We start from the raw sequence: 26,433 nt of genomic DNA on the forward strand, positions 1-26,433 counted from the left end.
CCGCAAGGGAGCACTAGATCCATGACCCGCTATGACGTCAAGCGCGAGCTCAAGGCGTGCTACGCGCCGACGAACACCGACTGGGCTCTGGTCGACGTGCCCGAGCAGCAGTTTCTCGCCGTCGACGGGCAGGGCGACCCCAACACCAGCGTCGACTACGTCCGCGCCGTCGAGTCGCTGTACACCGTCGCGTACACGATCAAGTTCAGGGGTAAGGCCGACGGGCGGGACTTTGTGGTCGGGCCGCTCGAAGGGCTCTGGTGGTCCGAGAACCCGGAAGTGTTCACCACCCGCGCCAAGGACGCCTGGCAGTGGCGCATGCTCGTCAGCCTGCCCGACTGGGTCACCGACGAGATCGTCGACGAGGCCAGGCAGGCCGCGCTGCGGAAGAAGAGCATCGTCGAGGTGCGCCGCGACGTGCTGCACGAGGGCACCAGCGCGCAACTGTTGCACCGCGGTCCCTACGACGACGAAGGGCCCGCGCTCGCCCGGCTGCACGACGAGTACCTGGCCGCCCACCACCTGCGGATGGCCGGGCACCACCACGAGATCTATCTCAGTGACCCGCGCCGGACCGAGCCCGCCAAGCTCAAGACGATCCTGCGTCAGCCGGTGCGTTCGCGCGCGTAGCGGGTGCAGGGCGCGCCCAGTTGGGCCGCGATCGCGAAGGCATCGTGCGCCGCTTCCAGGTCGCCCGTCCGCACCAGGTGGTCGCCGAGCGTTACGTGGGTTTGCGGGTCTTCGGCGTCGAGGTCCACGGCCCGGCGATAGAACGCCGTCGCGGCCGCGGAGTCACCGGCGACCGCCGCGGAGTCACCGGCGACCGCCGCGGCGGCTCCGCGGGTGCCGTAGAGCACCCGGAGGTTCTCGACGGCGATGACCCTGTCGTCGTCCGTAGCCCGGTCGACCGCCGCGACGGCGAGCCGCTCCGCCTCGTCCAGCATCGCGGCGGTCGCGGTGTGGTCGCCTTGGTAGAACGGCATGAAGCTGATGGCCCGCCAGGCCGCGCTGGCCAGCCGGAGGCTAAGCGATCCCGGTGGTGCGTGGACGAGCAGGTCCTGCGCCGCGCCGGCCCAGTGTGCGACCTTCTTCGGATCACGGTCCGAGCGTCCGTGCTGCACGGCGAGGTTGACGGCGGCGCTGACCCGCTCCTCGCGCGGAGCGTCCTCGTCGCTCGCCGTGGCGGCGTAGTCGTCGTACATCTCCGGCGGTACGACGCCGCTGTCGTCACCCTGCAGCTTGGCTTCCGCGATGTGGCGCAGCCTGGTCAGTGCCCGCTGGTGGTGCCGGTCGCGCTCCTCGTCACCGGTGGCGGGAAGCTTGAGCAGCGTGGCCCAGAAGCCGAGCTTGTGCAGGACCCGAGCCACCCGCAGGCGGTCGCCGACAGGCAATGCTTCCCAGTTGTCGGTGAGGCCGCACAGGTGGGCCCACTCGGGAGACCTGTCGTGCGGAGGGAGCGCGCGCGGGTCGTCGATCAGCGGCAGGTGGGGTGCGTCCATCCGGATGCTGTAGCGCAGCGTGCTGTGTGTGACGCTCTGGCACGCCGGAATGGGCTGTCCGCGCAGCAGGTTGCGGCCCATCACGCACAGCACCCGTGCGTGCAAAGGGCCACGGTCGCTGCGCAGGTCGAAGTAGGCGGCAAGCAGTTCTGCCGTACGCGGTGTCTCCATCATGATGCCCCCTTCAGCGCGGGAGTTGCGTTGCCGACGCTCACCGGGCCCAGGAAACGGCTGCACAGCAACGCCGCGACGACCATGCCGCCGAACAGGACCCAGCCGCTGACGTCAGCTCCCAGAGTGGCCAGCAGGTAGCCCGCGCAGAGGGCGCCGAGGGCGACGGCGCCGTCGGTGAAGACCGCCGTGGCGCCCAGCACCCGCGCCAGGGCCGCGTCCGGGACCGTGCGTACGCGGGTCATGCCGACCACGACCGAAACGATCGTGCCGAACACGCCGACCGCTCCCCACGCGGTGCCGAGCAGCACCGGGTGCTTGGTCATCGCGATCACCCCGATGGCCACGGTCCAGGCCCAGACGCACGACAGAAGCAGGGTGCGTGGGTTCGTGTTGCGATAGAGCCGTGGTGCGACGATCGCTCCGGCCAGGCCACCGGCACCGGCTGCGGCGAGGATGACACCGACCATCCACGGTGGATACCCCCGCGCCTCGCCGACGACGATGACCAGCAGGATGACGACCTGGAAGACGAGGTTCGTGAACGCGTTGGTCAGCATGGCCACGCGCAGGAACGGGACGGACCAGGTCCAGCGCAGGCCCTCGGCCATGCGTTCCCAAAAGGGCGCGCTGCCGCTTGCGGCCGGTCGGGCCGCGAAGACGTGCTTGGGCAGCACGGCGAGGGCCACGATCGAGACGAGGTACGACACCGCGTTGAAGGCGAAGGGCGCCCACCGGGCGACTCCGAACAGCGTGGCGCCGAGGACCCGTCCGGCCAGGTTCCCGATGGGGTACTCGGCTTCCAGATAGGACAGTGCGGCGGGCAGGTCGGCGTCGTCGACCGCGTCACGGACGGCGGCCACCTCGGCCGTGCTGAAGAACACGTAGGCGGTGCCTTCGACGAAGGCCGCGCCGACCAGCAGGGGAACCACCCAGGCGAGGTCGCGGCCGGCGGCCAGCACGATGGTCAGGGTCCCCAGGAGCCCGACGACCTGGCACGCGAGCATGAGCTGCCTGCGGTTGACGGCGTCGGCGAGGACACCAGCGGGCACGTGGAACAGCAGGGCCGGCAGGGTCAGGGCCACCGTCACCCACCCGGCGACCGCCGGATCGCCGGTCACGGCCAGCGCCATCAGGGGGTACGCGATCCGGACCCCCGACACTCCGACGAGCGCGACGCTGTCTCCCGCCCACAGGCTCAGGAAGCGCCGGTTGCGCAGCAGGCGTGCCTGGAACACGATTTCAGCCCTCGGCCAGCCACGCGACCAACCGCGGCAGATCGCACCGCCCGTCGAGGGCGTGATACAGGCTCGCCACGACCTCGGCCCGGTCCAGGAGCGGCCACAATGGCGCGTCGCCGCGCAGGCACAGCGCGATGCCGGCCCACGGCTGCGGACACCACGGGTCCTGGGTGAGCTCCTGCTCGTACAGGGACAGCGCGGTGTCGAGGTCGCCCTCGGCGTACGCGGCGTCGGCCGGTGGCGGCTGGCCCGCGCTCGCGCCGAAGAGCCGCAGGTAACCGGGAAGGAGGCGACTGCGGTAGTCGATGGACGGCGTCGCGAGAGCGGACGGCGGCAGCGGGCCGGCCGGCTGACCGGCCTGCCACCGGTCCCGCAGGGCCGCGACGTCGTCGTCCGCGACGCGCATGTTGCGCACACGCCAGAAGACGTGGTGGGCGGCCGCCGACTCGTCGGCGAGCCGGTCGGCGGCGTCCGGTACCGGCTCGTCCCAGCCCAGCGTCGCGGTCGTCATGGCGTCGACGAAGCGGCGCCCGCTCTCGGTGAGCAGCGGCGAGGTGCGCGCCTCGTCCAGCGCACGGCCCACCTGAGTGCGCCACCGTGCGAACTCGACGTGGGCCAGCAGCGTCCCCCTGGCGCTGTCGCGCCGGTTGACCCGCCAGAAGTCGGTGACGCCCAGGTGCGCGTAGATGCCCTGCAGCAGCCCGTTCAACGGACGCGGGTCGTCACGCCACGGCGCGTACAGGTCGTCGCGCGGCACCGGCTCGTGCAGCGGGACCTGGTCGGCCAGGACGCCGAGCTTGGCGTGCTGGAACTCGTGGATGAGGGACAGCGCGAACTGTTGTGGTCCGGCCGCGGCGGACATGTTGACACCGCCGAACGCGTCGAACGAGGTGTTGCTCATGCCGACCGGCTCCGGCTCGGCGGACAACGGGACGACGGCGCGCAGGCCGTGGTCGATCGCGCCGGCGTAGCCGCGGTAGTCGCTGTGCAGGAGGTCCATCGCCACGCTGAACTGCTCCTGCCACACACCGGCCTGCGCGGCCGAGAGCCGCGGCGGACCCCCGGCGAGCCGCGAGGCGAAGTACGGGTCGAAGAAGTCGCGGAACGGGTCGAGGTCGTCGAGAAAGACCGGGTGACCCGTGGTCCTGGTCCGGCCCAGCAGCCGCAGCGGAAGCCATCGGCCGTCAAGCTCGGCACCGGTGTCCGGCACGGTCACCGTCCGGTCGGCGGACGAGATCTCGATCAGCCCGTCCCGATGGTCGAGTTTGGCGACGCAGTGCAGGCCCGGGTCGCCGATGCGGGCCAGGCCCAGCCGGGGCAGCATGACAACGCCGTCACGCACGACCACGGTCAGGGCGCCGGCCCGGCGGCACTCGACGAGCTGGGTGGCCGCGAGCCAGCCGAGATAGGCGAGGTCGGCCCAGAGGGGCGTGGCGTCGGCGGCCGGCCGCGCCAGGCGGCGCAGACAGTGCACCAGCCATACACCGACGTTGGGATAGAGCAGCAGTTCGTCCGCAGGACCGCGCCGCAGCAGGTCGAGAGCCTCGGGCAAGGCCGACGCCGCCTTGTCGGCCGGCGCCTTCGCGTCCAACTCCGTGAGCAGGATTCGCAGCAGGATGGTGCGCTTGGCCAGCTCGCACTGCCTGAGCAGGGCGATGTTCTCGGCCGAGCCAAAGCCTGTGCCCAGGTCGGAGACGACATCAGCACCGAGGTCCGGCATGGCTCCTCCTAGGCAGGATGCGACAGGTCGCAGTTCAGTTGTGCGGTGATGTGCGCGATGAGGTGGAACAGGTCCGGGCAGTAGACGGACGGGTTGAGGAAGCCCGTGGTGTGCGCGTACCGATGTGTGTAGTTCCCGGCGCCACAGATGCGATGGGCCGGACAGTCCAGGCAGGTGTCGCACAGTGCCTTCGCGCCGATCTGCCGCACCACGATCTCGGGCGTGCGCAGCGCGCTGTCCAACGGATTCCGGCCGCTGGTCACGACCTTCGTCGCACCGGCGAACGCGGTTTTCAGGGTGTCGACCTGTTCGATCGAGCCGTCGGTCTCGATGACGGCGACCCGGACCGGCCCGAGCCCGATGGACTCCGAGGACCGGTCTCGTCCCAGCAGCATCCCCATGATGTCCTCGAACAGCCGGACCCGGGTCTCCAACTCCGGTGCGCGGTACCACCGGTCGAAGATCCGGATCAGCCAGTCCGCGTAGACCGGTGGACCGCCGGCCACCCGCCCGGGCGGGGGTTGCGTCCAGTTCCCGTGCGGGAGCAGGAAGTCGACGATCGGCGGGCGGAGTCCGACCAGCGACTCGTACGTTTCGACGGGGTCGTTGGCCAGGTCGATGGTGCACAGGAGCCCGGCGTAGAGGTGTCGGAACGGCTCGCTGGACAGTCGTTCGATGCCGGCGACGACGCTGCGGTAGCTGCCGGCACCGTCGCGGAAACGGCGATGCCGGTCGTGCGCGCCCCCGGCGCCGTCGACGCTGACCGCCACGCGGATGCCGTGTGCGGCGCAGGTGCGGGCGATGTCCTCGTCGAACAGCACCCCGTTCGTCTGCATGCCCATCCGCAGGCTGGCGACGGGACCAATGGTCTCGGTGGCGATCGTCGCGAAGCGGTCGAGTCGACGTGCGCCCACCAGCAACGGCTCGCCGCCGTGGAAGACGAAGCCGACCTCGGGTACGCGGTGGCGCCGCGCATGCTCCGCTATCTGTCGGCACGCGGTGGCGAAGGTCTGTTCCGACATGACCTTGGGTTGACTGCGCCAGCTCTGGTCGGCGGACTCGTACATATAGCAGTAGTCGCAGGCGAGGTTGCACCGGCTGTGCACCTTGACGACGAACTGGTGGAACGGCTCGGGTGACCATCCGTCCTTGGCGAGCTGGTCGACGTCGAGGTGCCCGACCGGCCACGTCGCGGGCCGGGGGGACGCTGCGAGGTCCACTTCAGTCCCTCCGGCCCGGTGGTGTGTCGACCGTCAGAGGTCGGCGTCGACGAAGGACGAGAACCCGCCGGGGCGCGCGGTCGCCTGGGGTGAGTAGCAGCGGTCGAGCGTCGCGCGCAGCGCCGGGCTCGCGCCCGCCATCAGGTCCTCGAGGTTTCCGGCGGTGGCGTCGAAGTCGAGGCCGATAGCGTCGGTGGTCGTGTTCTCCATGTGACCCTCCTTGGTTTACGGTGCCCCGAAAAGGCCCAGGTCCGGATTGGAGAACCATGGGTCGGGACATCGATCGTGGCATTCGCGCGTTGTGAAGGCGCTGTGGCCGCGTTGCCGAGGGGGTTGTGGTCTCAGTCGGTGACGCCGCTGCGCAGCAGGGCGGCCAGCGCGCTCATGTCCTGCGCCCCGTAGCCGCCGTCCACCGCGTCGGCGACCACCGCGGCGTTGGCGGCGAGCTGCGGCATGCGGGCGCCGACGCTGGTGGCCAAGGCGTCGATCAGGCGCAGGTCCTTGGCCACCAGGTCGAGCGCGAACGCCACTCCCGCGGCGTCGGGGTTGACGTAGGCGTCGCGCTTGTACGCCACGAACGGCGCCGCGACGGCGCTGGCCGCCAGGACGTCGTACGCGGCGGTCCGGTCGATGCCGGCCCGTTCGGCCAGCACCAGAGCCTCGGCCACCGCCTGGTTCAGGCCGTGGATGACCGAGTTGACGACGAGCTTCATCGTGGCGCCGGAGCCCTGCGGCCCGAGGTGCAGGACACGGCTCGCGAAGGTGGACAGGACCGGCCGGGCCTGCTCCAACGCCTCAGCGGAGCCGCCGACCAGCGCTGTCAGCGCGCCCTGCGAGACCAACGCCACGCTGCCGGAGACAGGGCTGTCCAACAGCCGACCGTCCCCCACCGCCGCCGCGAGCTCGCGGACCGTGTCCGGGTGGATCGTGCTCGTCTCCAGCACGATCGCGTCAGGTGTCAGCCCGCCCACCAGGTCCGCGTAGACGGCCCGGACGGCGTCGTCGTCGGCCAGCGAGACGACCACGAAAGCCGCGCCGGCGACCGCCTCGGCGGGCGTGGGCGCGACGACCGCGGGCAGGCCGGCGGCGCGTGACGGCGTGCGGTTGTAGACCGTGACCGGGTGGCCGGCGCCGGCCAGGCGGCCGACCATCGCGGCACCCATCCGGCCGGTGCCGATGACCGCGACCGGCGCCGCCGTCACCGCCACCCTCCGTCGACGACCAGGTCCACGCCGTTGACGCCGCCGTTCTCCAGCAGGAAGACGGAGGCGTTGACGACCTCGGTCATCGTGGCCAGCCGCCCGGTCAGGGTGTTGGCGACGACCGCGTCGAGCGACTTGCCTGTCCAGAAGGGACTGTCGCCGACGATGCCGGGGTGGATCGAGTTGACCCGGGTCGGTGCCAGCTCGCACGACAGGGTGCGGACCATGCCGAGCACGCCCGCGTTGATCGCGCTGACGGTGGTCGAGCCCGGGTAGGGCCGCACCCGTGCCATGCCGCCGTAGAGCAGGATCGAGCCGGCACCGGTGAGGCGGGTGCGCACGGCCTGCACGACCGCCGTGTAGCCGACCAGCTTCAGGGTGACCAGCCGCTGGGCGGCCTCGATGTCGTAGTCGTCGACCGTGTTGGAGTCGCGGTCGATCGCGGCGAGCACGACGTGGCTGACCGGGCCGACCGCGTCGAGGTTCGCGGCGACCGCGCGGGGGTCGGTCAGGTCCAGCGCGATGCCCGCCACCGAGGGGCCGAGCTCCGCGGCCACCTTCGCCGAGCGGGTGGCGTCGCGGCCGGTGAGCACGACGTCGCGGCCCCGGGTGGCGTAGTGCGCGGCGATCTCCTTGCCGATGCCGGCGGTGCCGCCGACGATGAGCACCGAGCCGGCCATGTCAGGATCCCTTCAGAGAGTTGAGGTAGTCCCAGTCGCGCACGAACCGGTACGAGTGCCGCCCCGGCGGCTGCGGCGCCTGGGTCTCCAGCCACCGCACCGGGCCGGCGCCGACGTTGCGGAAGCCGTGCACGCAGCCGACGCCGGCGAACGCCGCGTCACCGGCCCGCAGCAGGTACGTCCGCCCGTCGAAGACCGCCTCGGCCTCCCCTTCGAGGAACAGGTAGGTCTCCTCGAACGGGTGGTCGTGCGGCCCGGCGACGCCGGCGGGCTCGTACTGCACCATGAACATAGTGGTCAGGTCGGCGCCGAGGTCACTGTCGACCATCATCTTGACCGTGATGCCGCTGTAGACCAGCAGTGCGGTGCGCATGCTCGCCGACAGCGCCAGCAGTTCCTGGCGCTGCTTGTCGACCTCCATGTTGATCGGCTCGATGTGGCCGAACGAGCGGGTCCGGGGGTCGCGCACGTCGACCGGCACTGCCTCGCTGCGGGGCAACTCGGCAACGTCGAAGACATCATGGCCGTACGCGGCGCGGGGTTGGGTGGCCCGCATCTGCGCGAACCGCGCCGGCGGCCCGTCGTTGCGCCACGCGTGGGCGACACCGACCGGCAGCAAGCCGTAGTCGCCAGGGACGAGCCGGGTCGCGCCGTCGGCGGTCTGCAGGACGGGACTGCCTTCGAGGACATAGAAGCATTCCTCGTACGACTGCACGGCGGTGGCGACGCTGCCGCCCGGCTCCAGCGCGCAGACGCTGAACTCGGTGTGCAGCGCGCCGGGCGAGCCCTCGGCGGCGATGGTCCACCGGGTCAGCCCGGTGCTCCCCCGGGCGTCCGCGGGCGCCGCGAAGACGGCCTCGGAGGCACGCATGACCACATGCCGGTCGCTCATCCTGGGAACCTCCTAGTAGTTGACGACCGAGCGAACGGCCGCCACGACCTTGTCGGTGGTCGGGATGACCTGGTCCTCGAGTGCGTCCGCGAACGGCAGGGGCACGTTGGCCGAGGCGACCCGGCGGACCGGCGCGTCGAGCAGTTCGAAGCCCTCGTCGACGACGACGGAGACGACCGTGGCGCCCCAGCCGGCCTGGTGCGGGTTCTCCTCGACGGTGACCAGGCGTGAGGTCTTGCCGACCGAGGCGAGCACGGTGGTCAGGTCCATCGGGATCAGGCAGCGCAGGTCGATCACCTCGGCGGATATCCCGGAAGCCGCGAGCTCGTCGGCGGCGGCCAGCGCGGTGTGCACCGTGGAGGCCAGCGCGACCAGGGTCACGTCGTCGCCCTCGCGCACCACGGACGCCCGGCCTAGCTCGACGACGTGGTCGGCGGGCGGCAGCGGGCCCTTGCTCGCGAACAGTCCCTTGTGCTCGAAGAAGACCACGGGGTCGTCGCTGCGGATCGCCGAGGCCATCAGGCCGATCACGTCGGCGGGCGAGGACGGCGCGACGATCTTGAGGCCGGGGATGGTCAGCGCCCAGTTCTCGACGGCCTGGGAGTGCTGCGCGCCGAAGCCGAGCCCGCCGCCGTTGGCGGTGCGGATCACCAGCGGCACGGTGACCTGGCCGCCGGTCATGTAGCGCACCTTGGGAATCTCGTTGGCCAGGTAGTCCCAGCAGCAGGCCAGGAAGTCCGAGAACATGATCTCGGCGACCGGGCGGATGCCGGTCATCGCCGCGCCCATGGCGGCGCCGACGATCGCCTGCTCGGAGATCGGGGTGTCCCAGATCCGGGTCGGCCCGAACTCCTCGAACAGCCCGGCGGTCGTCTTGAACACGCCGCCGGCCGCCCCGATGTCCTCACCGAGGCAGACCACGCTGGCGTCGCGCCGCATCTCCCGGGCGATGCCCTCGGCGACCGCGGCCCGATACGTGATCACGTCGGTCGGCACAGTCACACCCGCCATTGCGCGCCTCCATCGGCCCATACGTCGGTGAACGCCTCGGCGACGTCGGCGTCCGGTGCCGCCTTCGCGGCCGCGATCGCCGCGGCCACCGTCGACGTGGCGCGGTCGTCGACGACGGTGATCGAGTCGGGTGCGACCCCGAGCGCCTCGAGCCGGGCCCGGGCGACGTCGATGGGGTCGTGTTTCATCCAGCGCTCGACCTCCTCGGCCGGGCGGTACGTGGCCGGGTCGGTGCGGCTGTGCCCGTAGTGCCGGTAGGTCTCCGCCTCGATCACGGTCGGGCCGTCTCCGGCCCGGGCCCGGTCGACCGCGGTGGCGACGGCCTCGCGCACGAGCACGACGTCGTTGCCGTCGACGACCTGGGCCGGCATCCGGTACGCTGGCGCGCGGTCGGCGGCCGGGTGGTCGGCCGCGGTCACCGCCCCGATCGGCGTGTACTCCATGTAGAGGTTGTTCTCGCAGACGAAGATGACCGGCAGCTTCCACACCGCGGCCAGGTTGAGCGCCTCGTGGAACGCGCCGATGTTGGTCGCGCCGTCGCCGAAGAACGCGAGCGCCACCTGCTCGGTGCCGCGCAGCCGGGCCGACCAGGCGGCGCCGACGGCCATCGGGAGATGCGCACCGACGATGGCGTACGAGCCGAGCATGTTGCCCGCCGCGTAGGTCAGGTGCATCGAGCCGCCCTTGGCCTTGCACAGCCCGGTCGCCTTCTGCATCAGCTCGGCCAGGCACGCCTCCGGTGTCGCGCCGCGGGCCAGGGCGTGGTGGTGGCCGCGGTAGGTGGCGAAGACGTAGTCGTCGGGCCGCAGCGCCGCGCTGGCACCGACGGCCACGGCCTCGTGGCCCGACGCCAGGTGCGTGGTGCCCTTGACCAGGCCGGCGAGGAACAGGTCGTACGCGGCCTTCTCCGTGCGCCGGATGACCGCCATCCGCTCGTACAGGTCTAGCAGCTCGGTTGTCTCACTCACCGCGGCCTGCCTTGGTGTTGAGGTGCGACTGGGCCTCCCGCTGCGTGTTCAGCGGCCCGCCGACCGTCCAGTAACGGCGGCCGGCCACGAGCAGCTCCTCGGCCGGGAACTTGGTGATGACCTCGCATCCGTCGGCGGTCACGACGACCTCCTCCTCGATCCGGGCGGCGCCCCAGCCGTCCTTGGCCGGCCAGTACGTCTCCAGCGCGAACACCATCCCCTCCTCGAGCACCTCGGGGTGATCGAGCGAGACGAGCCGGCTGAAGATGGGCTTCTCCCAGATGGACAGGCCGACGCCGTGCCCGTACTGCAGGGCGAAGGCGGCCTCCTCGTTGGGGAAGCCGAACTCCTCGGCCCGCGGCCACAGCGACACGATGTCGGCGGTCGTCGCACCGGGCCGCACGGCGGCGATCGCGCGGTCCATGTACTCCCGGCACCGCACGTACGCGTCGCGCATGCCGGCCGAGGCGCTGCCGACCGCGAAGCACCGGTAGTAACAGGTGCGGTAGCCGACGTGGCTGTGCAGGATGTCGAAGAACGCCGGGTCGCCGGGACGGATCAGCCGGTCGCTGTAGACGTGCGGGTGCGGCGCGCAGCGTTCACCGGAGATGGCGTTGACGCCCTCGACGAACTCGCTGCCCAGGTCGTAGAGCTTCTTGCTGACCAGCCCGACGCACTCATTCTCGCGGACGCCGGGGCGCAGGAACTCGTAGAGCTCCTCGTAGGCGGCGTCCACCATGGACGCGGCCTGCGTGAGCAGGGAGATCTCGTCGACGGTCTTGACCCGGCGGGCCTCGAGGAAGAGCTGCTGCCCGTCGACGACCTCGATGCCGGCGCGCTGGAGTGCCAGCAGCACCGGCATCTCGGCGATGTCGATGCCGACCGGCGCGTCGGACAGGCCGTGCTCGGCGAGCTCGACGGCGATCTTGCGGGCCAGCTCCTCGGCGATGCCGGCGTCGGGGTGGAAGGCGCCGCGCAGCACGGAGATTCCGGCCCGCGCGCGCTTCTCCCCGTCCAGCCAGGGGTTGTAGAGCTGGTGGTGGCGGGCCGCGGAGCCGAAGTCCCAGATGATCGGCTCGGCGCCCCGGACCAGCAGCGCGAACCGGATGAACTTGTCGATCGCCCACGTGCCGATGTGGGTGGCCGTCATGTAGCGGATGTTCGCGAAGTCGAACGCGAGGACCGCTCCGAGGCTGGACCGTTCGAGCTCGGCGTTGAGCCGGGCGAGCCGTTCGCGGCGCAGTCGGTCGAGGTCGATGCGCTGTTCCCAGTCGACGGCATTCGTGCCGTACGTGCCGATCGCCACCGCAGCACCCCTCTGCTATATTCCGGGCGTGTTAAGTAACGCTTGACGACGCTAGCGACGTGTCAGCTCAGCCGTCAAGCATCACACCACAGTGCTCGGCACGCGCGATAGTGTGGAGCGGAAAAGATCAAGGTTCGTCGAAGGGTGGGCAACAGGCGTGAGTGGACAGACGGGGATGCCTCCGATCGGCGAGCGACTGCGGCAGGCCCGGCTGGACCGCGGCATGACCGTGCGCGGCCTGGCCCGGGTCGTGGACACGTCGGCCAGCCTGATCTCGCAGATCGAGACCGGCAAGAGCAACCCCTCGGTCAGCACGCTGTACGCCATCACCGCCGCCCTGGGCATCTCGGTGGAGGACATCTTCAACGAGCCGGGCACCGTGCGCCCCGCCGCCGTGCTGGACCCGGTCGCGCCCGCGCCGGCCGCGTTCGGTGCCGCCATCGCCGCGGCCACCCTGCCCAGCGTCGACCAGACGGCCAGTTCCGCGACCACCCAGGGGCTGCGGATGCTCGCCCAGCGACGCCGGGTCGGCCCGGTCGTGAAGGCCGGCGAGCGCGAGGTGCTGCACCTGGACTCCGGGGTGACCTGGGAGCTGCTCGGCCAGCTTCCCGACACGCACGTCGACTTCCTGCGCATCACCTACGCACCCGGCGGCAGCTCGTCCGGCGCCGGCGTCCTGATGCGCCACTCGGGCACCGAGTGGGGGCACGTCCTGGCCGGTCAGCTCACCCTGACCCTGGGCTTCGACACGCACGTGCTCGACCCCGGCGACTCGGTCTCGTTCGACTGCACCACACCGCACTCGTACGCCAATCACGGCGTCGAGCCCGCCGTCGGCATCTGGTTCGTGGCCGAGCGCTTCAGCTAACCCCCGCCTGTTTCACCTTCATGAACAGGTGTGCACAGTGGTATTGCACACTGTCCACCTGAGCCGTACGCTCCTGCCTCAGTAGTGGTTCATATCGCCTCCGGGCGCATAAACCGCGAAGGGCGGTGTAGCCCCGCAATGAACAACTCTGAACCCCCTTCCTTGTCCCGGCGCGGCGTGCTCGGCGCCGGCGCCGCCGTGGCTGCCGGAAGCGCGCTCGGCCTGCCCAGCCCGGCCAGCGCGGCCTCATCCGGCTCCGCTCCGGTGTCCGTCGTCGAACGCACCACACCCCGCGGCGACCTGGTCCTCCACAACGGAAAGATCCGCACCTTCGACGACCACGGCCGCACGGTCTCCGGCGTCGCCGTCTCCGAAGGGCGCATCGTCGGCGTCGGCTCCAGCCTCGGCCAGCTCAAGAAGCTGGTGCCGGGCCGGCCCACCGTCGTCGACCTGCGCGGCCGCACGGTCGTGCCGGGCATGATCGAGCCGCACGTGCACTTCGTCAGCCTCGCCATCCGCCCCGGCTACCACGTCGTCATCGAGAACGCCGGCGACATCGCCGGGATCCAGCGGATGCTGGCCGCCCGCCGGCCCGACGTGCCCCCCGGGCAGTTCATCACCGCCATGGGCGGCTTCCACCCGAACCTGTTCGCCGAGCGTCGCCTGCCCAACCTGGCCGAGCTCGACGCCGCGGTGCCCGACCGCCCGATCCTGCTGTTCCAGGGCTTCACCGGCCCGGCCGTGACCAACTCGCTCGGCAAGGCCTACTTCGAGGCGGCCGCGGTGCCGTCGGTGGTCGGCGCGGACGGTGCGATCACCGGTGTCGCCAACGCCGAGGCCGCGCTCTACAACGTCCGGCTGACCCAGACGTTCGAGGACCGCAAGCGCAGCACGCTCGACGCGATGGCCTACTCGGCCAGCGTCGGCATCACCGCGGTGCTCGACGAGGTCGGCTTCCCGATCGTCGGCCCACCGCAACCCAACCACGCACTGTCCAACTTCGACCATTACCGCATGTACGACTCCTGGCGGGCCCTGCACGCCGAGGGAAAGACGTTCATCCGGCTGCAGACCAACTTCCTGCACAACCAGAACGACATCAACCTGCCCGAGCTGACCCAGCGGCTGGCGAATCAATACCAGCTCTTCGGCGACGACCTGCTGATGACCGGCGGGATCGGCGAGTGGGGCGCACCGGGCGACGGCAACGGTCCGGTGTGGACAAGGGCGCAGCAGCTCATCGCGGCGGCCGGCTGGCGCAACAACAACCGGGCGCTGAGCCTGGCCGCGCTCGAAGCGCAGATCGCGGGCTACGAGGCGGCCAACGCGCAGCACGACATCACCGGGCTGCGCTGGCGCATCGACCACGTCCCGGTCGTGACGACGGCGCTGCTCGACCGGCTCCAGGCGCTCGGCGGCGCGGTCAACGGCGGCACCTTCGCGTTCATGTCCGGCAGCGGCACCACTGCCGGCGCGCCGTTCCGCACGATCCTCGACCATGGCATCAAGGCCGGCATCCACCTCGACGGCGTCCACATCGCCCCGCTGAACCCGTGGTTCGGCATCTACTACGCGGTCACCGGACGCAACGCGCTGGGCGCGGTCATCAACGTCGGCCAGCAGATCACCCGGGACGAGGCGGTCCGGCTCTGGACCCGTGAGAACGCCTGGTTCCTGAACATGGAAGACAAGCTCGGCACGATCGAGACCGGCAAGCTCGGCGACCTGGTCGTGCTCGACCGCGACTACCGCACCGTCAGCGACGAAGACCTCAAGCGCATCAGGCCCATCCTCACCGCGGTGGGCGGCCGGATCGTGCACGACTCGGGCGAGCTCAAGCACCACCACTGACCCCCGACTCTCAGACATCCTTTCTGGAAGGCGGTTTCGTTCGATGAGCGAGACACACCAGCGGGGCCAGACCCGGCGCGACCTGTTGCGCTCCGGCGCGCTCGCCGCCGCCGCCGCGCCCTTCGTCGGCGCCGGCGCGGCCGACGCGCACGGGAAGGGAACGTCCCCCGCGGGCGACCTGATCCTGACCAACGGCGAGATCCACACCATGGACCGACGCGACTCGGTCGTCGAGGTCGTCGCCATCCGCGACGGCGAGGTCGTTTACACCGGCGACCGGGAAAGCGTCGCCCGCAAGGAGTTCACCGACAAGCCGCGCACAATCGACCTGCGGGGCAAGACGGCGATCCCCGGCGTCATCGACTGCCACAACCACATCGTGTTGATGGGCAACCGGCCCGGCCACCACACGCCGCTGGAGAACGCGTACTCGATCGCCGACGTCCAGGCGACGATCCGCGCCCGCGCCCGGACGGCTCCGGCCGGCACGTTCATCACCACCATCGGCGGCTTCCACTTCAACCAGTTCAAGGAGGTACGCCTCCCCACCCTGGCCGAGCTCGACGCCGCGGCGCCGCACCACCCCGTTTACATCTCGGTCGGTTTCGTCGGCCCTGGCGTGACCAACAGTCTCGGGAAGGCGTTCTTCGAGAATGTGCCCGGTCCGGACGGCCCGGTCACGGTCGGCGCGGACGGCTCGATCGCGGCGCTGACCCAGACCGGGCGGGCCACGCTCGCCCTGCGCCGGCAGCTCACCTTCGAGGACCGCAAGCGCGGCACCCGCGACGCGATGAAGTACGCGGTCGGCCTCGGCGTCACCACCCACCTCGACCAGGGTGCGTTCCAGGCGGTCGACGCGCCGTCGGACGGGTCGGCGCACGAGGACAACTTCCGGATGCACCTGCCGTTCCTGTCGGTCTACGGCGACGGCGACGGCATCGTCCGGCTGCGGATCAACTTCCTCTACATGGACGCCGACCCGGCCAGCGTCGCCCTCGGCGACCGGCTGCGAAACGCGTTCCCGTTCTTCGGCAACGACCTGGTCCGCACCGGCGGCATCGGCGAGTTCGTCGCGCCGGTGCCCAGCGACCCGATCACCAGCGGTTCGGCCGGCAACCAGCGCTGGCTCGACGCCGCCCGCAAGGTCGCCCAGGCCGGCTGGCGGGCCGAGGTGCACTCGCTGTCGGCCACCGACTTCAAGGCCGAGATCGACGGCTTCGCGCTGGTCAACCAGGAGTTCCCGATCACCGACCTGCGGTGGGTGGTCGGCCACGTGCCCTCGATCACCGAGGACTACGTCGACAAGCTCAAGGCGCTCGGCGGCGGCATCAACGTCACCGGGTTCCGCTACTTCACGGGCACGCCGACCGCGGCGGGCCCGCCGTACCGCATGCTGCTCGACAACGGCATCCCGCTCGGGATGAGCTCGGACGGCATGCAGATCGCGCCGATGAACCCCTGGGTGCACGCCTACTACGCCACCACCGGCATCAACGCCCTCGGTGTGGCGATCAACGGCAGCCAGCTCATGACCCGGCGCGAGGTGGTCGAGCACTACACCAGCGCCAACGGGTGGTTCCTGGGCGGCGTCGACGAGGACCGGCTCGGCGTGCTCGCGCCGGGTCGCCTGGGCGACGTCGCGGTGCTCAACCGCGACTACTTCGACCGGCGGGCCGTTGGCGACGCCGATCTCAAGAAGATCAATTCCGTGCTGACCGTGCTCGGCGGCGTCGTCGTACACGACACCGGCGTCGTGCGATAAGGAGGCTAACCGTGCTGAGGCGCGTGCTCGGTGTGCTCGCGGCGACCGTTATGGTCGCCGCGGGCGCGGCATGCAGTAGCAAACAGGAGTCCAGCGGCGGCGGCACCGACCAGAGCCCCATCGTGGTCGGTTCGACGCTGTCGCTGACCGGTGCCTTCGCGGCCACCGGACTCATCCACAAGGTCGCCGGCGAGCAGTACGTCGAACGGCTCAACGCCGCCGGTGGCCTGCTCGGCCGCAAGGTCGAGTGGACCGTGCTCGACGACCAGTCCGACACCGCCAAGGTCGGGCCGCTCTACGAGCAGCTCATCGCGCAGAACAAGGTCGACCTGATCATGGGTCCGTACGCCACGCCGAACATCCTCGCCGCGATGGCGGTGGCCGAGCGGCACGGCTACGTCCTGCCGCAGCACACGGCGGTGCTGGCGCCCCAGCTCTCGTACCCCTGCCAGTTCCCCGCCTGGTCGATCGGCCCGACGCCGAACCAGTTCATCCCCAACCTGCTCTTCGACGCGGTGGCGACGCTGCCCACGCCGCCCAAGAAGATCGCGGTGCTGACCAGCCAGAGCGGGTCGGCGGCGTTCGTCACCGACGGCCTCGGCGACGACAAGACCGGCGTGCTCTCCATCGCCAAGGAGCGCGGCCTCGACGTGGTCGTCGACCGGCATTACCCGCCGACCACCTCGGACTGGGCGGGCATGGCCGCCGAGGTCCGCGACGCGAAGCCGGACCTGGTGATCAGCAACAGCCTCGGCGTCGACACCGTCAACGCGCTCAACGCGATGAAGCAGCTCGGCTACACGCCGCCGAAGGTGTTCAGCCTCTTCCCCGCGCCCGGGCCGCTGCTGGGTCTCGGTGCGGCCAGCGAGGGCGCCCTGTCGGTGTCCATCTTCGAGCCGAACAAGCCGCTGGTCGACAAGGTCGGGGGCGACGCGCAGGCGATCGTCGACGAGTTCAAGACCAAGGCCACCACGGCGAAGGTCGCGTTCCCGGTCTTCGAGACGCAGGCCGCCGCGAGCTGGAACGCGTGGGACATCCTCGCCTCCGGCGTCAAGGCCGCCGGCTCCGTCGACAACAAAGCCATCTGCGACGGCCTGCACAGCAAGGGCGCCGACACCACGTTCAGCGGGCACCTGAGCTTCGACCCGAAGGTCAACAACTTCTGGCCGACGACACTGGGCATCAAGCAGATCCAGAATGGTGAATGGGTCATGGTCTGGCCCCAGGACCGGGCCGCGGCACCCATCAAGTAACAACCGTCGCGTTGCCCGTGCCCTTTCCGGTACGGGCAACGCCTCATACCCAAGGAGCGTGCTCATGACCGCCGTCCAGGCGGCGCTCAGCGGGGCCTTGATCGGCGGGCTCTACGCCTTGATGGCGGCCGGCCTGTCGGTCACGTGGGGCACCCTGCGAGTCATCAACCTGGCGCATTTCGGGCTGATCCTGGTCGGCGCCTACCTCTCGTACCAACTGACGTCCGCGTGGGGCATCGACCCGATGCTCACCCTGCTGGTCTCGGCGCCGGTGCTGTTCGTGGTCGGCGCCGCCCTCCAGTGGGCCTACGACCGGTTCAACATCGTCGAGTTCAACTCGCTGCTGGTCAGCTTCGGCCTCCTGATGATCATCATCGAGGTGTCGACCCAGGTGTGGACGGCCGACTTCCGGCACATCGACGCCGGCGCCAACCCGTACGGGACCAGCGCCCTGCACCTCGGCCCCATCGCGTTGCCGGTGTCGCGGCTGGTCGCCCTCGGCTTCGCGCTGCTGCTGATCGGCGGCGGCCACCTGGTGCTGGAGCGCACCTTCGCCGGCCGCGGGCTGCGCGCCTTCGCGCAGGACCGCACGGTCGCCGCGTCGTTCGGCATCGACCACCGCCGGCTCGGCCTGGTCGTGGGCGGGCTCGCCGGGGTCAGCGCCGCCGTCGCGGGCATGGTGTTCGCACTCGGCAACACCATCGCGCCGGCCCACGCGTACGAGTGGTTCGGCACGGTCTTCGCCGTGGTCATCCTCGGCGGCATCGGCAACCTGCTGGGCTCGCTGTTCGCCGGCCTGGGCGTCGGCGCGTTCTCGGCGCTCGTGGCGGTGCTCTGGGACCCGAGCTACGAGCCGTTCGTGCTGTTCCTGGCCATCATCCTCGCGCTGGTCCTCCGGCCGCAGGGGCTGTTCACCCGCAGAGGTCTAGCATGAGCGTCCGAAAAGGACTGAGCGCCCTGGTCGGCGTGAGCCTGCTGCTCGCCGTCCTCGCCCATTTCAACACCTCGCTCGGCGTCGCGCCGTACCTGCTGGTGCTCGCGACCTCCGTGCTGTTCTGGGTGATCCAGGCGACGAGCTGGAACCTCCTGTCCGGCTACGCCGGCTACTTCAGCTTCGGGCAGGCGGCGTACGTCGGTGTCGGCGCGTACGCGGTGGCGGTGCTGACCGGCCGGCACGGGGTCAGCTACCCCGTGTCGATCGTCGTCGGCGGACTGCTCGGCGCGCTGCTCGCGCTCATCACCGGAGCGATCGCGTTCCGGCTCGGTTCGCTGCGCGGCGAGATCTTCGCGCTGCTGACGCTGGCCGTGCCGTTCATCCTGGCCGCGTTCGTGCGGATCAACCGCGACATCGACGGCGGCCTGGGCACGACGCTGCCGCTGCCGGCGTTCCCGGACTGGATCGGCGACTTCCAGCACCTGATCTTCCTGCTCATGCTCGCGGTAGCGACCCTGGCCGTCGGGACGGCGCTCGCGGTGCAGGGCTCCCGGCTCGGCCGCGGCCTGAGCGCGATCCACGACAACGAGGACGCCGCCGAGGTGCTCGGCGTGCCGACGTTCCGCTACAAGATGATCGCCATCGTGCTCAGCGGCGCGCTCGGCGGCCTCGGCGGCGCGCTGCTCGCCGTGCGCAACGGCGCCGTGCAGCCAGAGCTCGTGTTCACCCTGACCGTGCCGCTGTTCGTCATCGTGATGGCGGTGCTCGGCGGCCGCCGGCACTGGGCGGGCCCGGTGGTCGGCGCGGCGTTCGTCACCGTGCTGCAGGACGAGCTCGCGGCGCTGAAGCTCGACCAGTGGGGCAACATCATCCTCGGCGGCGTGCTGGTGGTCTTCGTGGTCGCCGCACCGGACGGGCTTTTCGGCCGCCTCCGGGCCCGGCCCTGGCTGACGGTCGGCGTTTTCGTGCCAGTTTTGGCCGGACTGGTCCTCAGTGGGCAGTACACCGAGCTCGACGCGCTGCTTTATGCCATGGTCGCCGCTATCGTCGTAGCGGTGGTCTACGACCGGCTGCGGCCGGTCGCAGCGCCGCACCGCACCACACCGGCCGGTGCTGAGCCGGCCGGCCGGACCGCGCCGTCGCCGTTGTCGGCTCCCCAGCCGGATTCCGGTCGCGACCTGGTCGCGGTCGCCGGTGTAATCCGTGACTTCGGCGGCGTGCGCGCCCTCGACGACGTCTCCTTGTCGGTGGGGCAGGGTGAGATCGTGGGTCTGGTCGGGCCCAACGGATCCGGCAAGACCACGCTGGTCAACCTGCTCTCCGGTGCGTTGCCACCGAGTGCGGGCACGATCGCGATCGACGGACGGGCCACGGTCGGCCTCGCCCCGCACAAGGTGGCGCACACCGGCGTCGCGCGCACGTACCAGATCCCCAAGCCCTTCGCCTCGATGACGGTGCTGGACAACGTCGCCATGGCCGTCATGTTCGGCCGCACCGGCGCCTCCCTCCCCCAGGCCCGGCTGGCGGCGGCGGACCACCTCGCCACCGTCCGACTAGGACATCTGGGCGACCAGTTGCCAGCGGCCCTGAACCTGCACCAGCGCCAGCTCCTGGAGATGGCCCGGGCGATCGCCGCGGAACCGGTCGTGCTGCTGCTCGACGAGGCACTCGCCGGCCTGAACCCGGCCGAGATCGACGACGCGGTGGCGGTGATCCGGCGCATCCACGAAGGCGGCATCTCCATCATCATCGTGGAGCACCTGCTGCGCGTGCTCAACCAGCTCGCCACCCGGATCGTCGTCCTCGACCGGGGTGTCCTCATCGCCGACGGCGAGCCGGCCGCCGTGCTCAACGACCCGGCGGTCGTCCGCGCCTACCTGGGGAGACAGCGTGCTTGAGGTCCGTGGACTGGACGCCCGCTACGGCGACGCGCAGGCGCTCTGGGACGTCGCCCTGGACGTCGGCGCGGCGGAGACCGTCTGCATCGTCGGCCCGAACGGCGCCGGCAAGACCACGCTGGTGCAGACCATCGCCGGCCTGCACCGCGCCGCCGCCGGCACCATCACCGTCGAGGGCGTCGACGTCGCCGCGCTGCCCGGCCACCGGGTCTGCGACCACGGCGTCGCGACGGTCCCCGAGGGCCGGCGGGTGTTCGGCCACATGAGCGTGCGCGACAACCTGCTGCTGGGCGCGTACCGCCGCCCGGCCCGCGCCGTGCACCGCGAGACGGAGGCGCGGGTCTACGAGCTGTTCCCCCGGCTCAAGGAACGTGCCACCCAGCAGGCCGGCAGCCTGTCCGGGGGCGAGCAGCAGATGCTGGCCCTCGGACGCGCGCTGATGGCGCTGCCCCGGCTGCTGCTGTTGGACGAGCCGTCGCTGGGCCTGGCCCCGGTGATCGTCGACGAGGTCTTCGACGCGATCGCGGCCGTCAACGCGACGGGCGTCAGCGTGCTGCTGGTGGAACAGGACGTGGAGCGGGCATTGTCGGCGGCCAGCCGGGGCTATCTGCTGATCGAGGGCCGGATCGTCGCTTCGGGTACGACGACAGAACTACGGGAGAGCGCGGACGTACGCGAGCGGGTGCTGGGCATGTGAAAACCTGCTGCGATGGTGGCGGCCCGACTGGTTGACTGCGGGTCGTGGACGCCTACCTGATCTGCGGGACACCCCGGACTGGCAGCACGCTGCTGTGCGGGCTGCTGCGAGACACCGGCGTCGCCGGTCGACCGGAGTCCTACTTCCGGGTGCCGGGCGAGGAACTCTGGGCGGACCGCTGGCACCTGCCCCGCGAAGGTTTCGACTACCGCGACTATGTGCGGGCGGCGATCGCGGAAGGAAGCACCCCCAACGGCGTCTTCGCCGCCCGGGTGATGTGGGGAACGCTGGACGAGCTGGTCGCCAAGCTCGGCGGCGGGTCGTCCGACCTTGACCTCTTGACCGGAGCCTTCGGCCGCCTCCGCTTCGTCCATTGCTGGCGTGAGGACACGGTCGCGCAGGCCGTGTCCTGGGCGCGCGCCGAACAGACCCAGTTCTGGCAGCACGACGACGTCGCGTTGCCAGGTCGCGAGCCCAGCTTCGACTTCGCGCAGATCCACGACCTCGTCCAGACCATCGAGAAACACAACAAGGCCTGGCGACACTGGTTCACGACGTACGACGTGCGACCGCACTCCGTGCGCTATGAGGACCTCACCACCGACATCGACGGTGTCACCAGCGGCATCCTCGACTTCCTGGGGCTGGATCTCCCGGCCGGGCACGCTTTCGTCCCCCGTCACCGCCGACAGGCCGACCAGATCAACCACGACTGGTACCGCCGCTACCACGCCCTCGCCGGTCACTGATTGCTTGTGGCTTCGCCCATTCCGGTCGATTAATCTTGGCGCGATGTCGACGCTGACGATCGAATGCGCGGAACCGGATTCCGCATCCCTGTACGAGTGGCTGCGCAACGAGGACGCCCTCCGCGGAGCGGTGGTGCGGCAGGCGGAGCCGGCACGGCCCGAGACGTTGGGCGCGCTGTCGACGATCCTGGTCGACGTGCTGGCGCCGGGTGCGGTCGCGGCCCTGGCCGGCTCGCTCTCCGTATGGTTCACGCAGCGCCGCTCGGACGTCAAGATCACTATTAGGTCGCGGCGTGGCACGATCTCGCTAGACGCGAAACGCGTGCCGGATGCAGAGCGGCTGCTGCGGTCCGTGGTCGAGGCCGTCGAACCCGACGAGCCCTGATGGTCCGGCTGCCGGATCCTGACCGCTCCACCGCGGTGCTCATCGGCGCAGGCCGTTACGTTTCCGACGAGCTGGCTGACGTCGCGTCGATCACCAACAACCTCACCGAGCTTCAGCGTCTGCTGACGCACCCCGAGCGGGGTAGCTTCCGCCCTGAACGCTGCATGGTGGTGGCCGATCCGCAGGACTCCCGGGAACTGTACCGGCTGCTGCACCGCGCGGCCGCGGATGCTACGGACACCCTGCTCGTCTACTACGCCGGTCACGGGCGGACCGGGCCACGGTTGAACGAGCTGTACCTGTGCACCGGCGAGACCGAGCCCGACCTGCTGTCGATCACCGCGCTGGCGTACGAGCATCTTCGCGGAATCCTGCTCGACTCGCCGGCGGCGAACAAGGTGGTGATCCTCGACTGCTGCTTCAGCGGGCGGGCAATCGCCGACCTGGCGGCACCCGGCGTGGCGGTGGTCAGCCAAGCGGCGGTGTACGGCGGTTACGTGCTGGCAGCCACGCCCGCCAACGCGGTGGCGCTCGCACCGGCGAACGAGCCGTACACGGCCTTCACCGCCGAGCTGATCGACGTGCTGGCCTCCGGCGTCGGCGCCTCGCCGTACGTCACCCTCGCCGACCTGTACCACCAGACCCGGCATCGGTTGACGAGCAAGGGACGCCCGTTGCCGCACCAGCGCGGCAGCAACTCGGTGGGCCAGCTCGCGCTGGCCCACAACCCCGCCGTAACTGCGGTGGTCGACGCACCGTCGCTCATCGCCGCCACTCCGCCCACCCGCCCGGCGTACCTCCTCGAGGCCGACATCGCGTACGTGATGATCACCGAGGACCAGATCCGGGCCCAGGTCGCCGAGCTCGCCGCCTTGATCAACGCCGACTACGACCGCTCGGACTGGGGTCTGCACATCGTCGGGATGCTCAAGGGCGGCGCGCGGTTGGCGGCCGACCTGGCGCGCGAGCTCACGATCGACGTGCACATCGACTACATGCAGATCGAGGCGCTGGGGCAGGCCGACGACGCGAGCGCCCGGATTCGGATCCTCAAGGACCTCGATCGGGACATCGCGGGCACCCACGTCCTGGTCGTCGACAACCTGGTGGACACCGGCTTCTCGATGTCGTGGCTGCTCAAATACCTGGAGTCCCGGGGCGCAGCCTCGGTCGAGGTCTGCGTGCTGCTGCGCAAGCCCGAGCGCGCAAGGGTTGCGGTGCCGATCAAGTACGTCGGTTTCGACATCCCCGACGAGCGGATCGTCGGGTACGCGCTGGACTACGCGGACCGCTACTGGAACCTGCCCTACATCGGCGTCCTCAAGCCTGCGGTGTGGAGCAGAGACCCGAACGCGGCCCCGAACACCGCGCACGGGACGCCGACGACGGGACCGTAGACGAGCTGCCAGAACACGGCGTCGTCCAGGATGACGCCGACCGGGCCGGCGAGGTGGTCGAAGCCCACGCCGCCGCCGTTCGTGTAGATCCGCAGGGACTCGCTGACTGATACCGCATATGCCAGCGGCAGGTAGGTGATCGCGGTCCAGAGGCCGGCCCGCAGGCCTGACCGGAACGATCCGTCGGCCGCTGCGGCAAGGGCCGCGGGCAGGAAGAAGAGCGCGGCCGGTCCAAGGAAGATGGACATCGCGATCACGGCCGTGACCGGGTCCTGCACCTTCTGGCCGATGACCGGGTCGGTGGCGACACGGGCGGCGAACAGCGTCGCGACGACGTATCCCAGCGCGGTGACGGCGCCGAGGTGCGGTGCGAGCCGGTCTGACCGTGCACCGGCCACCGCGGCCCACAGACAGGCGGCCAGCAGGGCGGCAAGGAGCACGGCGCGGGCCGGCGGCAGGTGCGCGGCCACGGACGGCTCGCGGACCAGGAGGACCACGGTCGCGGTGATCGCCGCGACCACGCCTGCGACGACCAGGGCGGCCGGAACCGGCACGGGGAACCGCACCTGGCGGGCGCGGGCCACCGTCAGCACCGCCCAGGCACAGATCAACGCGACGAGAGTCGCGGCGAACACGCGCAGGCTGGGCGCCGCAGCGCGCGCCGCGGTGATCGGTGCCGCCACCGCCAGCGCGGCGGCGAGCACCAGCGCCGGCGCGCCGCCGAGCGGTGGCAGGCGCAGCGCCGCACCGGCACAGCTCAGTGCGAACCGCCACCGGGCCGGACGGCCCCGCACCTCGGCCAGCTCGGCCGTCATCGCCGCACCCCAGTCGCGGCGGTGGTCCGGCAGCGTCGCCACCACGACCGCCAGCATCCGTCCTGGTGGGTCCAGCGCGGGCAGCCGAACGCCGGATCGCCAGAAGTGCAGCAACAGCAGGGCCGCCGCCACGTAGACCGCTGTCGGGACGGCGAGCAGCACGGCGAACTCTCTGTTGACTTTCGCGGCGGTCTCGCCGGCCGGGTCGTACGCCGGCGGGTCGAAGGTGATGATGGCGAGGTAGGCCACTGTCCACCCGACCACCACGACCGCGGCGGTGACGACCTGCAACCTGCGTCGGGTCCAGGCCATGCACTAACTCTATATAGTCAGAGTTAAGCCGTCAACGTACTCAATGGACGACGTAGCCGGCTAGTCGTCAAACTCGAACCCAGCGGCTTCGGCCTCTGCGACGAGCGTGCGCATCCGGTCGGCGTCTGTTGCCACTGCTGCCATCCGGTTCGCCAGGTCCTCGAGCGCGGCGCGGTCCGTTCCGAGGGCGACGAACGTATCGCCTTCCGGGTCGTACTCGAACCGCCCGTCTAGGTCGGGGGCGAGTCGCCGCGCCACGCCTTCCCAAAAGTATCCGTTCGGCTCGTGGCCAAGCTCTTCGATCACGCTGTCGACCGGCGTGGTTCCGGCGGCCAAAATCAGCGCGTAGCCCCCCGAGGGCTGCTCGATCAGTTCCAGCGGATGCATTCGCGCATGCTGTCACGCGGATCGAGCCGAGGGGAACCACGAGCGGGAGACGATTTGCCCCGTTACCAGCGGTTTCGGATTTCGTTGGCCCCAGCATGGGAGCTATTCGGCGCGTGTCGTCGACGGTGTTGCTGGTGCTCACGCTCATGAGCTTCGGTTCCGCGGCGGCCGGCGGCCCACCCGGCCCCAAGCCCACGCCCACCGACGTGCCCGCACCGATCGTGGGCATCAACTCGGTGAGTCCGCTGAGCGGGCCGACGCAGGGCGGCTTCACGATCACGGTCACCGGCGTCGGGTTCGCACCGGGCCAGACCTCCGTGCGGCTCTGCGAGATCGACATCCCGCCGGCCCAGGTCCAGGTCAACGGCGCCGGAAACGTGCTCACCTTCACCGCTCCCCCGTGCGCGGCCGGGCAGACGCAACTCGTCGTCTCCACACCCACGGGATCGGCCTCGACGGTGTACGACTACGAGTCCGAGGACACCCTGCCGGTCACCGGCGGCCGGGGTTGGATCGCCGGAGCGGCTTTGAGCGTCGCGGGCCTGCTCGTGCTCCTCCTGACCCGCCGCAGGTCACCGCGCCGCGCCTAGCCCGGTCGCCGCAGCGTCAGCGACTGGAACCGGTGGCCCCCGTCGAGCTCGACGGGGTGGAAGTCGACGACGTCAAAGTCGGCGGCGAACTCGACCAACTGCTCGTCGGTGCGCCACGAGAAGAACCGCGGCGGCACGTAGTCGTCGCCCTCGATCGGGCCTTCAGCGCTCTCGTTGCCGCCGTACACGCCGATGAACATCAGCCCGCCCGGCCGCAGGACGGCCCGGGCCGACGCGAGGACCGCGGGCAGGTCCCGGTTGGGCACGTGCAGCAGACAGTTCAGCGCGAACACCGCGTCGAACGAGCCGGCCGGAAAGTCCAACCGCAGGAAGTCCATGGCGTACGCCTCGATGCCCTTGGCCCGGCAGTGCTCGACCATCGCCGGCGAGAGGTCGGCCGCCACGACGGCCAAGCCTTCGTCCTGGAAGTAGGCGCTGTCCTGCCCGGTGCCGGCGCCGATCTCCAGCAGCCGCGCGCCCGGCGCCAGCCGATCCCGGAACGCCTGCCGCTCCGCCAGCTTCCACAGCTCCTTGTCCAGCCCGTCACGCCAGGCCGCACGCGCGTCGTACGCCGCACGCAGCGGGCCGAGCACCTCGTCGTACCGAACAGTCATGCCGATCATTA

At 70.6% G+C, this 26,433-nt stretch carries 26 protein-coding genes and 1 pseudogene; 13 read left to right on the forward strand and 14 right to left on the reverse strand.

Annotation, left to right across the window (positions count from 1 at the left end):
* The first annotated feature begins 21 nt into the window (after window positions 1–21).
* Window positions 22–630 (forward strand): GyrI-like domain-containing protein, encoded by a 609-nt coding sequence (locus tag BLV39_RS30130; protein ID WP_090800026.1) that lies wholly within the window; start codon window positions 22–24, stop codon window positions 628–630.
* Here BLV39_RS30130 and BLV39_RS30135 read toward each other — a convergent pair.
* The 11 genes from BLV39_RS30135 to BLV39_RS30180 form a co-directional block, all read right to left on the reverse strand.
* Window positions 606–1,673, reverse strand: a complete 1,068-nt coding sequence (locus BLV39_RS30135; RefSeq protein WP_143049946.1) for a hypothetical protein — start codon at window positions 1,671–1,673, stop codon at window positions 606–608. The two genes, BLV39_RS30130 and BLV39_RS30135, sit on opposite strands and share 25 nt — an antisense overlap.
* The gene (locus BLV39_RS30140; RefSeq protein ID WP_176985145.1) at window positions 1,670–2,908 is read right to left on the reverse strand and encodes an MFS transporter; all 1,239 of its coding nucleotides are present in this window, start codon (window positions 2,906–2,908) and stop codon (window positions 1,670–1,672) included. Before BLV39_RS30140 ends, BLV39_RS30135 begins: the two co-directional genes overlap by 4 nt.
* A gap of 4 nt (window positions 2,909–2,912) precedes the next feature.
* The gene (locus BLV39_RS30145; RefSeq protein ID WP_090800029.1) at window positions 2,913–4,631 is read right to left on the reverse strand and encodes an HEXXH motif domain-containing protein; all 1,719 of its coding nucleotides are present in this window, start codon (window positions 4,629–4,631) and stop codon (window positions 2,913–2,915) included.
* 8 nt (window positions 4,632–4,639) lie between these two features.
* A complete protein-coding gene (locus tag BLV39_RS30150; protein WP_090800030.1) occupies window positions 4,640–5,851 on the reverse strand; it encodes an FxsB family cyclophane-forming radical SAM/SPASM peptide maturase in 1,212 nt (403 codons plus the stop codon).
* A 33-nt stretch (window positions 5,852–5,884) separates the two neighbouring features.
* Window positions 5,885–6,061 (reverse strand): hypothetical protein, encoded by a 177-nt coding sequence (locus BLV39_RS43235; RefSeq protein WP_176985146.1) that lies wholly within the window; start codon window positions 6,059–6,061, stop codon window positions 5,885–5,887.
* A 131-nt stretch (window positions 6,062–6,192) separates the two neighbouring features.
* Window positions 6,193–7,053, reverse strand: a complete 861-nt coding sequence (locus BLV39_RS30155) for an NAD(P)-dependent oxidoreductase (protein ID WP_204082567.1) — start codon at window positions 7,051–7,053, stop codon at window positions 6,193–6,195.
* Entirely contained in the window at window positions 7,050–7,733 is a 684-nt protein-coding gene (locus tag BLV39_RS30160) for an SDR family oxidoreductase (RefSeq protein ID WP_090800031.1), read from the reverse strand. The genes BLV39_RS30155 and BLV39_RS30160 overlap by 4 nt, the downstream gene beginning before the upstream one ends.
* A 1-nt stretch (window position 7,734) precedes the next feature.
* Entirely contained in the window at window positions 7,735–8,625 is an 891-nt protein-coding gene (locus tag BLV39_RS30165) for a cupin domain-containing protein (RefSeq protein WP_090800032.1), read from the reverse strand.
* 12 nt (window positions 8,626–8,637) lie between these two features.
* Window positions 8,638–9,636: an alpha-ketoacid dehydrogenase subunit beta gene (locus tag BLV39_RS30170; protein WP_090800033.1), complete on the reverse strand. Its 999-nt coding sequence runs from the start codon at window positions 9,634–9,636 to the stop codon at window positions 8,638–8,640.
* Window positions 9,624–10,604 (reverse strand): thiamine pyrophosphate-dependent dehydrogenase E1 component subunit alpha, encoded by a 981-nt coding sequence (locus tag BLV39_RS30175; RefSeq protein ID WP_204082566.1) that lies wholly within the window; start codon window positions 10,602–10,604, stop codon window positions 9,624–9,626. Before BLV39_RS30175 ends, BLV39_RS30170 begins: the two co-directional genes overlap by 13 nt.
* Window positions 10,597–11,910, reverse strand: coding sequence for a M24 family metallopeptidase (locus BLV39_RS30180; RefSeq protein ID WP_090800034.1), 1,314 nt, complete (start codon window positions 11,908–11,910; stop codon window positions 10,597–10,599). The genes BLV39_RS30175 and BLV39_RS30180 overlap by 8 nt, the downstream gene beginning before the upstream one ends.
* A gap of 157 nt (window positions 11,911–12,067) precedes the next feature.
* Here BLV39_RS30180 and BLV39_RS30185 point away from each other — a divergent pair, with 157 nt between their 5' ends.
* The 11 genes and pseudogenes from BLV39_RS30185 to hpt all read left to right on the forward strand — a co-directional run bounded on the left by BLV39_RS30185 (window position 12,068) and on the right by hpt (window position 23,704).
* Window positions 12,068–12,778, forward strand: a complete 711-nt coding sequence (locus BLV39_RS30185) for a helix-turn-helix domain-containing protein (protein WP_204082565.1) — start codon at window positions 12,068–12,070, stop codon at window positions 12,776–12,778.
* A 138-nt stretch (window positions 12,779–12,916) separates the two neighbouring features.
* Entirely contained in the window at window positions 12,917–14,629 is a 1,713-nt protein-coding gene (locus BLV39_RS30190) for an amidohydrolase (RefSeq protein ID WP_090800036.1), read from the forward strand.
* 43 nt (window positions 14,630–14,672) lie between these two features.
* Window positions 14,673–16,391, forward strand: coding sequence for an amidohydrolase family protein (locus BLV39_RS30195; RefSeq protein WP_090800037.1), 1,719 nt, complete (start codon window positions 14,673–14,675; stop codon window positions 16,389–16,391).
* An 11-nt stretch (window positions 16,392–16,402) separates the two neighbouring features.
* On the forward strand, window positions 16,403–17,644 hold the full coding sequence (locus tag BLV39_RS30200) for an amino acid ABC transporter substrate-binding protein (protein WP_143049947.1): 1,242 nt from the start codon (window positions 16,403–16,405) through the stop codon (window positions 17,642–17,644).
* A 64-nt stretch (window positions 17,645–17,708) separates the two neighbouring features.
* A complete protein-coding gene (locus BLV39_RS30205; RefSeq protein ID WP_176985147.1) occupies window positions 17,709–18,578 on the forward strand; it encodes a branched-chain amino acid ABC transporter permease in 870 nt (289 codons plus the stop codon).
* A complete protein-coding gene (locus BLV39_RS30210; protein WP_090800039.1) occupies window positions 18,575–20,476 on the forward strand; it encodes a branched-chain amino acid ABC transporter ATP-binding protein/permease in 1,902 nt (633 codons plus the stop codon). The genes BLV39_RS30205 and BLV39_RS30210 overlap by 4 nt, the downstream gene beginning before the upstream one ends.
* Complete coding sequence (locus BLV39_RS30215; RefSeq protein WP_090800040.1) at window positions 20,469–21,173, forward strand: ABC transporter ATP-binding protein; 705 nt, start codon at window positions 20,469–20,471, stop codon at window positions 21,171–21,173. The genes BLV39_RS30210 and BLV39_RS30215 overlap by 8 nt, the downstream gene beginning before the upstream one ends.
* A 44-nt stretch (window positions 21,174–21,217) precedes the next feature.
* Window positions 21,218–21,922 carry a Stf0 family sulfotransferase gene (locus BLV39_RS30220; RefSeq protein WP_176985148.1) on the forward strand — a complete coding sequence of 235 codons (705 nt, stop codon included), beginning with the start codon at window positions 21,218–21,220 and terminating at the stop codon, window positions 21,920–21,922.
* Window positions 21,923–21,965: 43 nt separating this feature from the next.
* Window positions 21,966–22,307: an effector-associated constant component EACC1 gene (locus tag BLV39_RS30225; protein WP_090800042.1), complete on the forward strand. Its 342-nt coding sequence runs from the start codon at window positions 21,966–21,968 to the stop codon at window positions 22,305–22,307.
* Window positions 22,307–22,963: pseudogene (locus BLV39_RS44990) on the forward strand (caspase family protein); the annotation flags it as partial. The gene BLV39_RS30225 and the pseudogene BLV39_RS44990, both read left to right, overlap by 1 nt.
* Window positions 22,964–23,131: 168 nt before the next feature.
* Window positions 23,132–23,704, forward strand: coding sequence for a hypoxanthine phosphoribosyltransferase (hpt, locus tag BLV39_RS44995; RefSeq protein WP_308442641.1), 573 nt, complete (start codon window positions 23,132–23,134; stop codon window positions 23,702–23,704).
* On the opposite strand, the gene BLV39_RS30235 is transcribed toward hpt, so the two are convergent.
* Window positions 23,614–24,831: a hypothetical protein gene (locus tag BLV39_RS30235; protein ID WP_090800044.1), complete on the reverse strand. Its 1,218-nt coding sequence runs from the start codon at window positions 24,829–24,831 to the stop codon at window positions 23,614–23,616. The two genes, hpt and BLV39_RS30235, sit on opposite strands and share 91 nt — an antisense overlap.
* A gap of 60 nt (window positions 24,832–24,891) precedes the next feature.
* Window positions 24,892–25,218, reverse strand: coding sequence for an Imm51 family immunity protein (locus BLV39_RS30240; RefSeq protein ID WP_090800045.1), 327 nt, complete (start codon window positions 25,216–25,218; stop codon window positions 24,892–24,894).
* 113 nt (window positions 25,219–25,331) lie between these two features.
* On the opposite strand from BLV39_RS30240, the gene BLV39_RS30245 reads away from it, so the two are divergent.
* Window positions 25,332–25,808: an IPT/TIG domain-containing protein gene (locus BLV39_RS30245; protein ID WP_176985149.1), complete on the forward strand. Its 477-nt coding sequence runs from the start codon at window positions 25,332–25,334 to the stop codon at window positions 25,806–25,808.
* Here the strand turns inward: BLV39_RS30245 and BLV39_RS30250 are convergent.
* Window positions 25,805–26,431, reverse strand: coding sequence for a class I SAM-dependent methyltransferase (locus tag BLV39_RS30250; protein WP_090800047.1), 627 nt, complete (start codon window positions 26,429–26,431; stop codon window positions 25,805–25,807). The genes BLV39_RS30245 and BLV39_RS30250 overlap by 4 nt on opposite strands.
* Window positions 26,432–26,433: the final 2 nt, after the last annotated feature.

The sequence above is a fragment of the Asanoa ishikariensis genome (genome assembly GCF_900107455.1).
In the GTDB taxonomy this organism is placed as follows: domain Bacteria; phylum Actinomycetota; class Actinomycetes; order Mycobacteriales; family Micromonosporaceae; genus Asanoa; species Asanoa ishikariensis.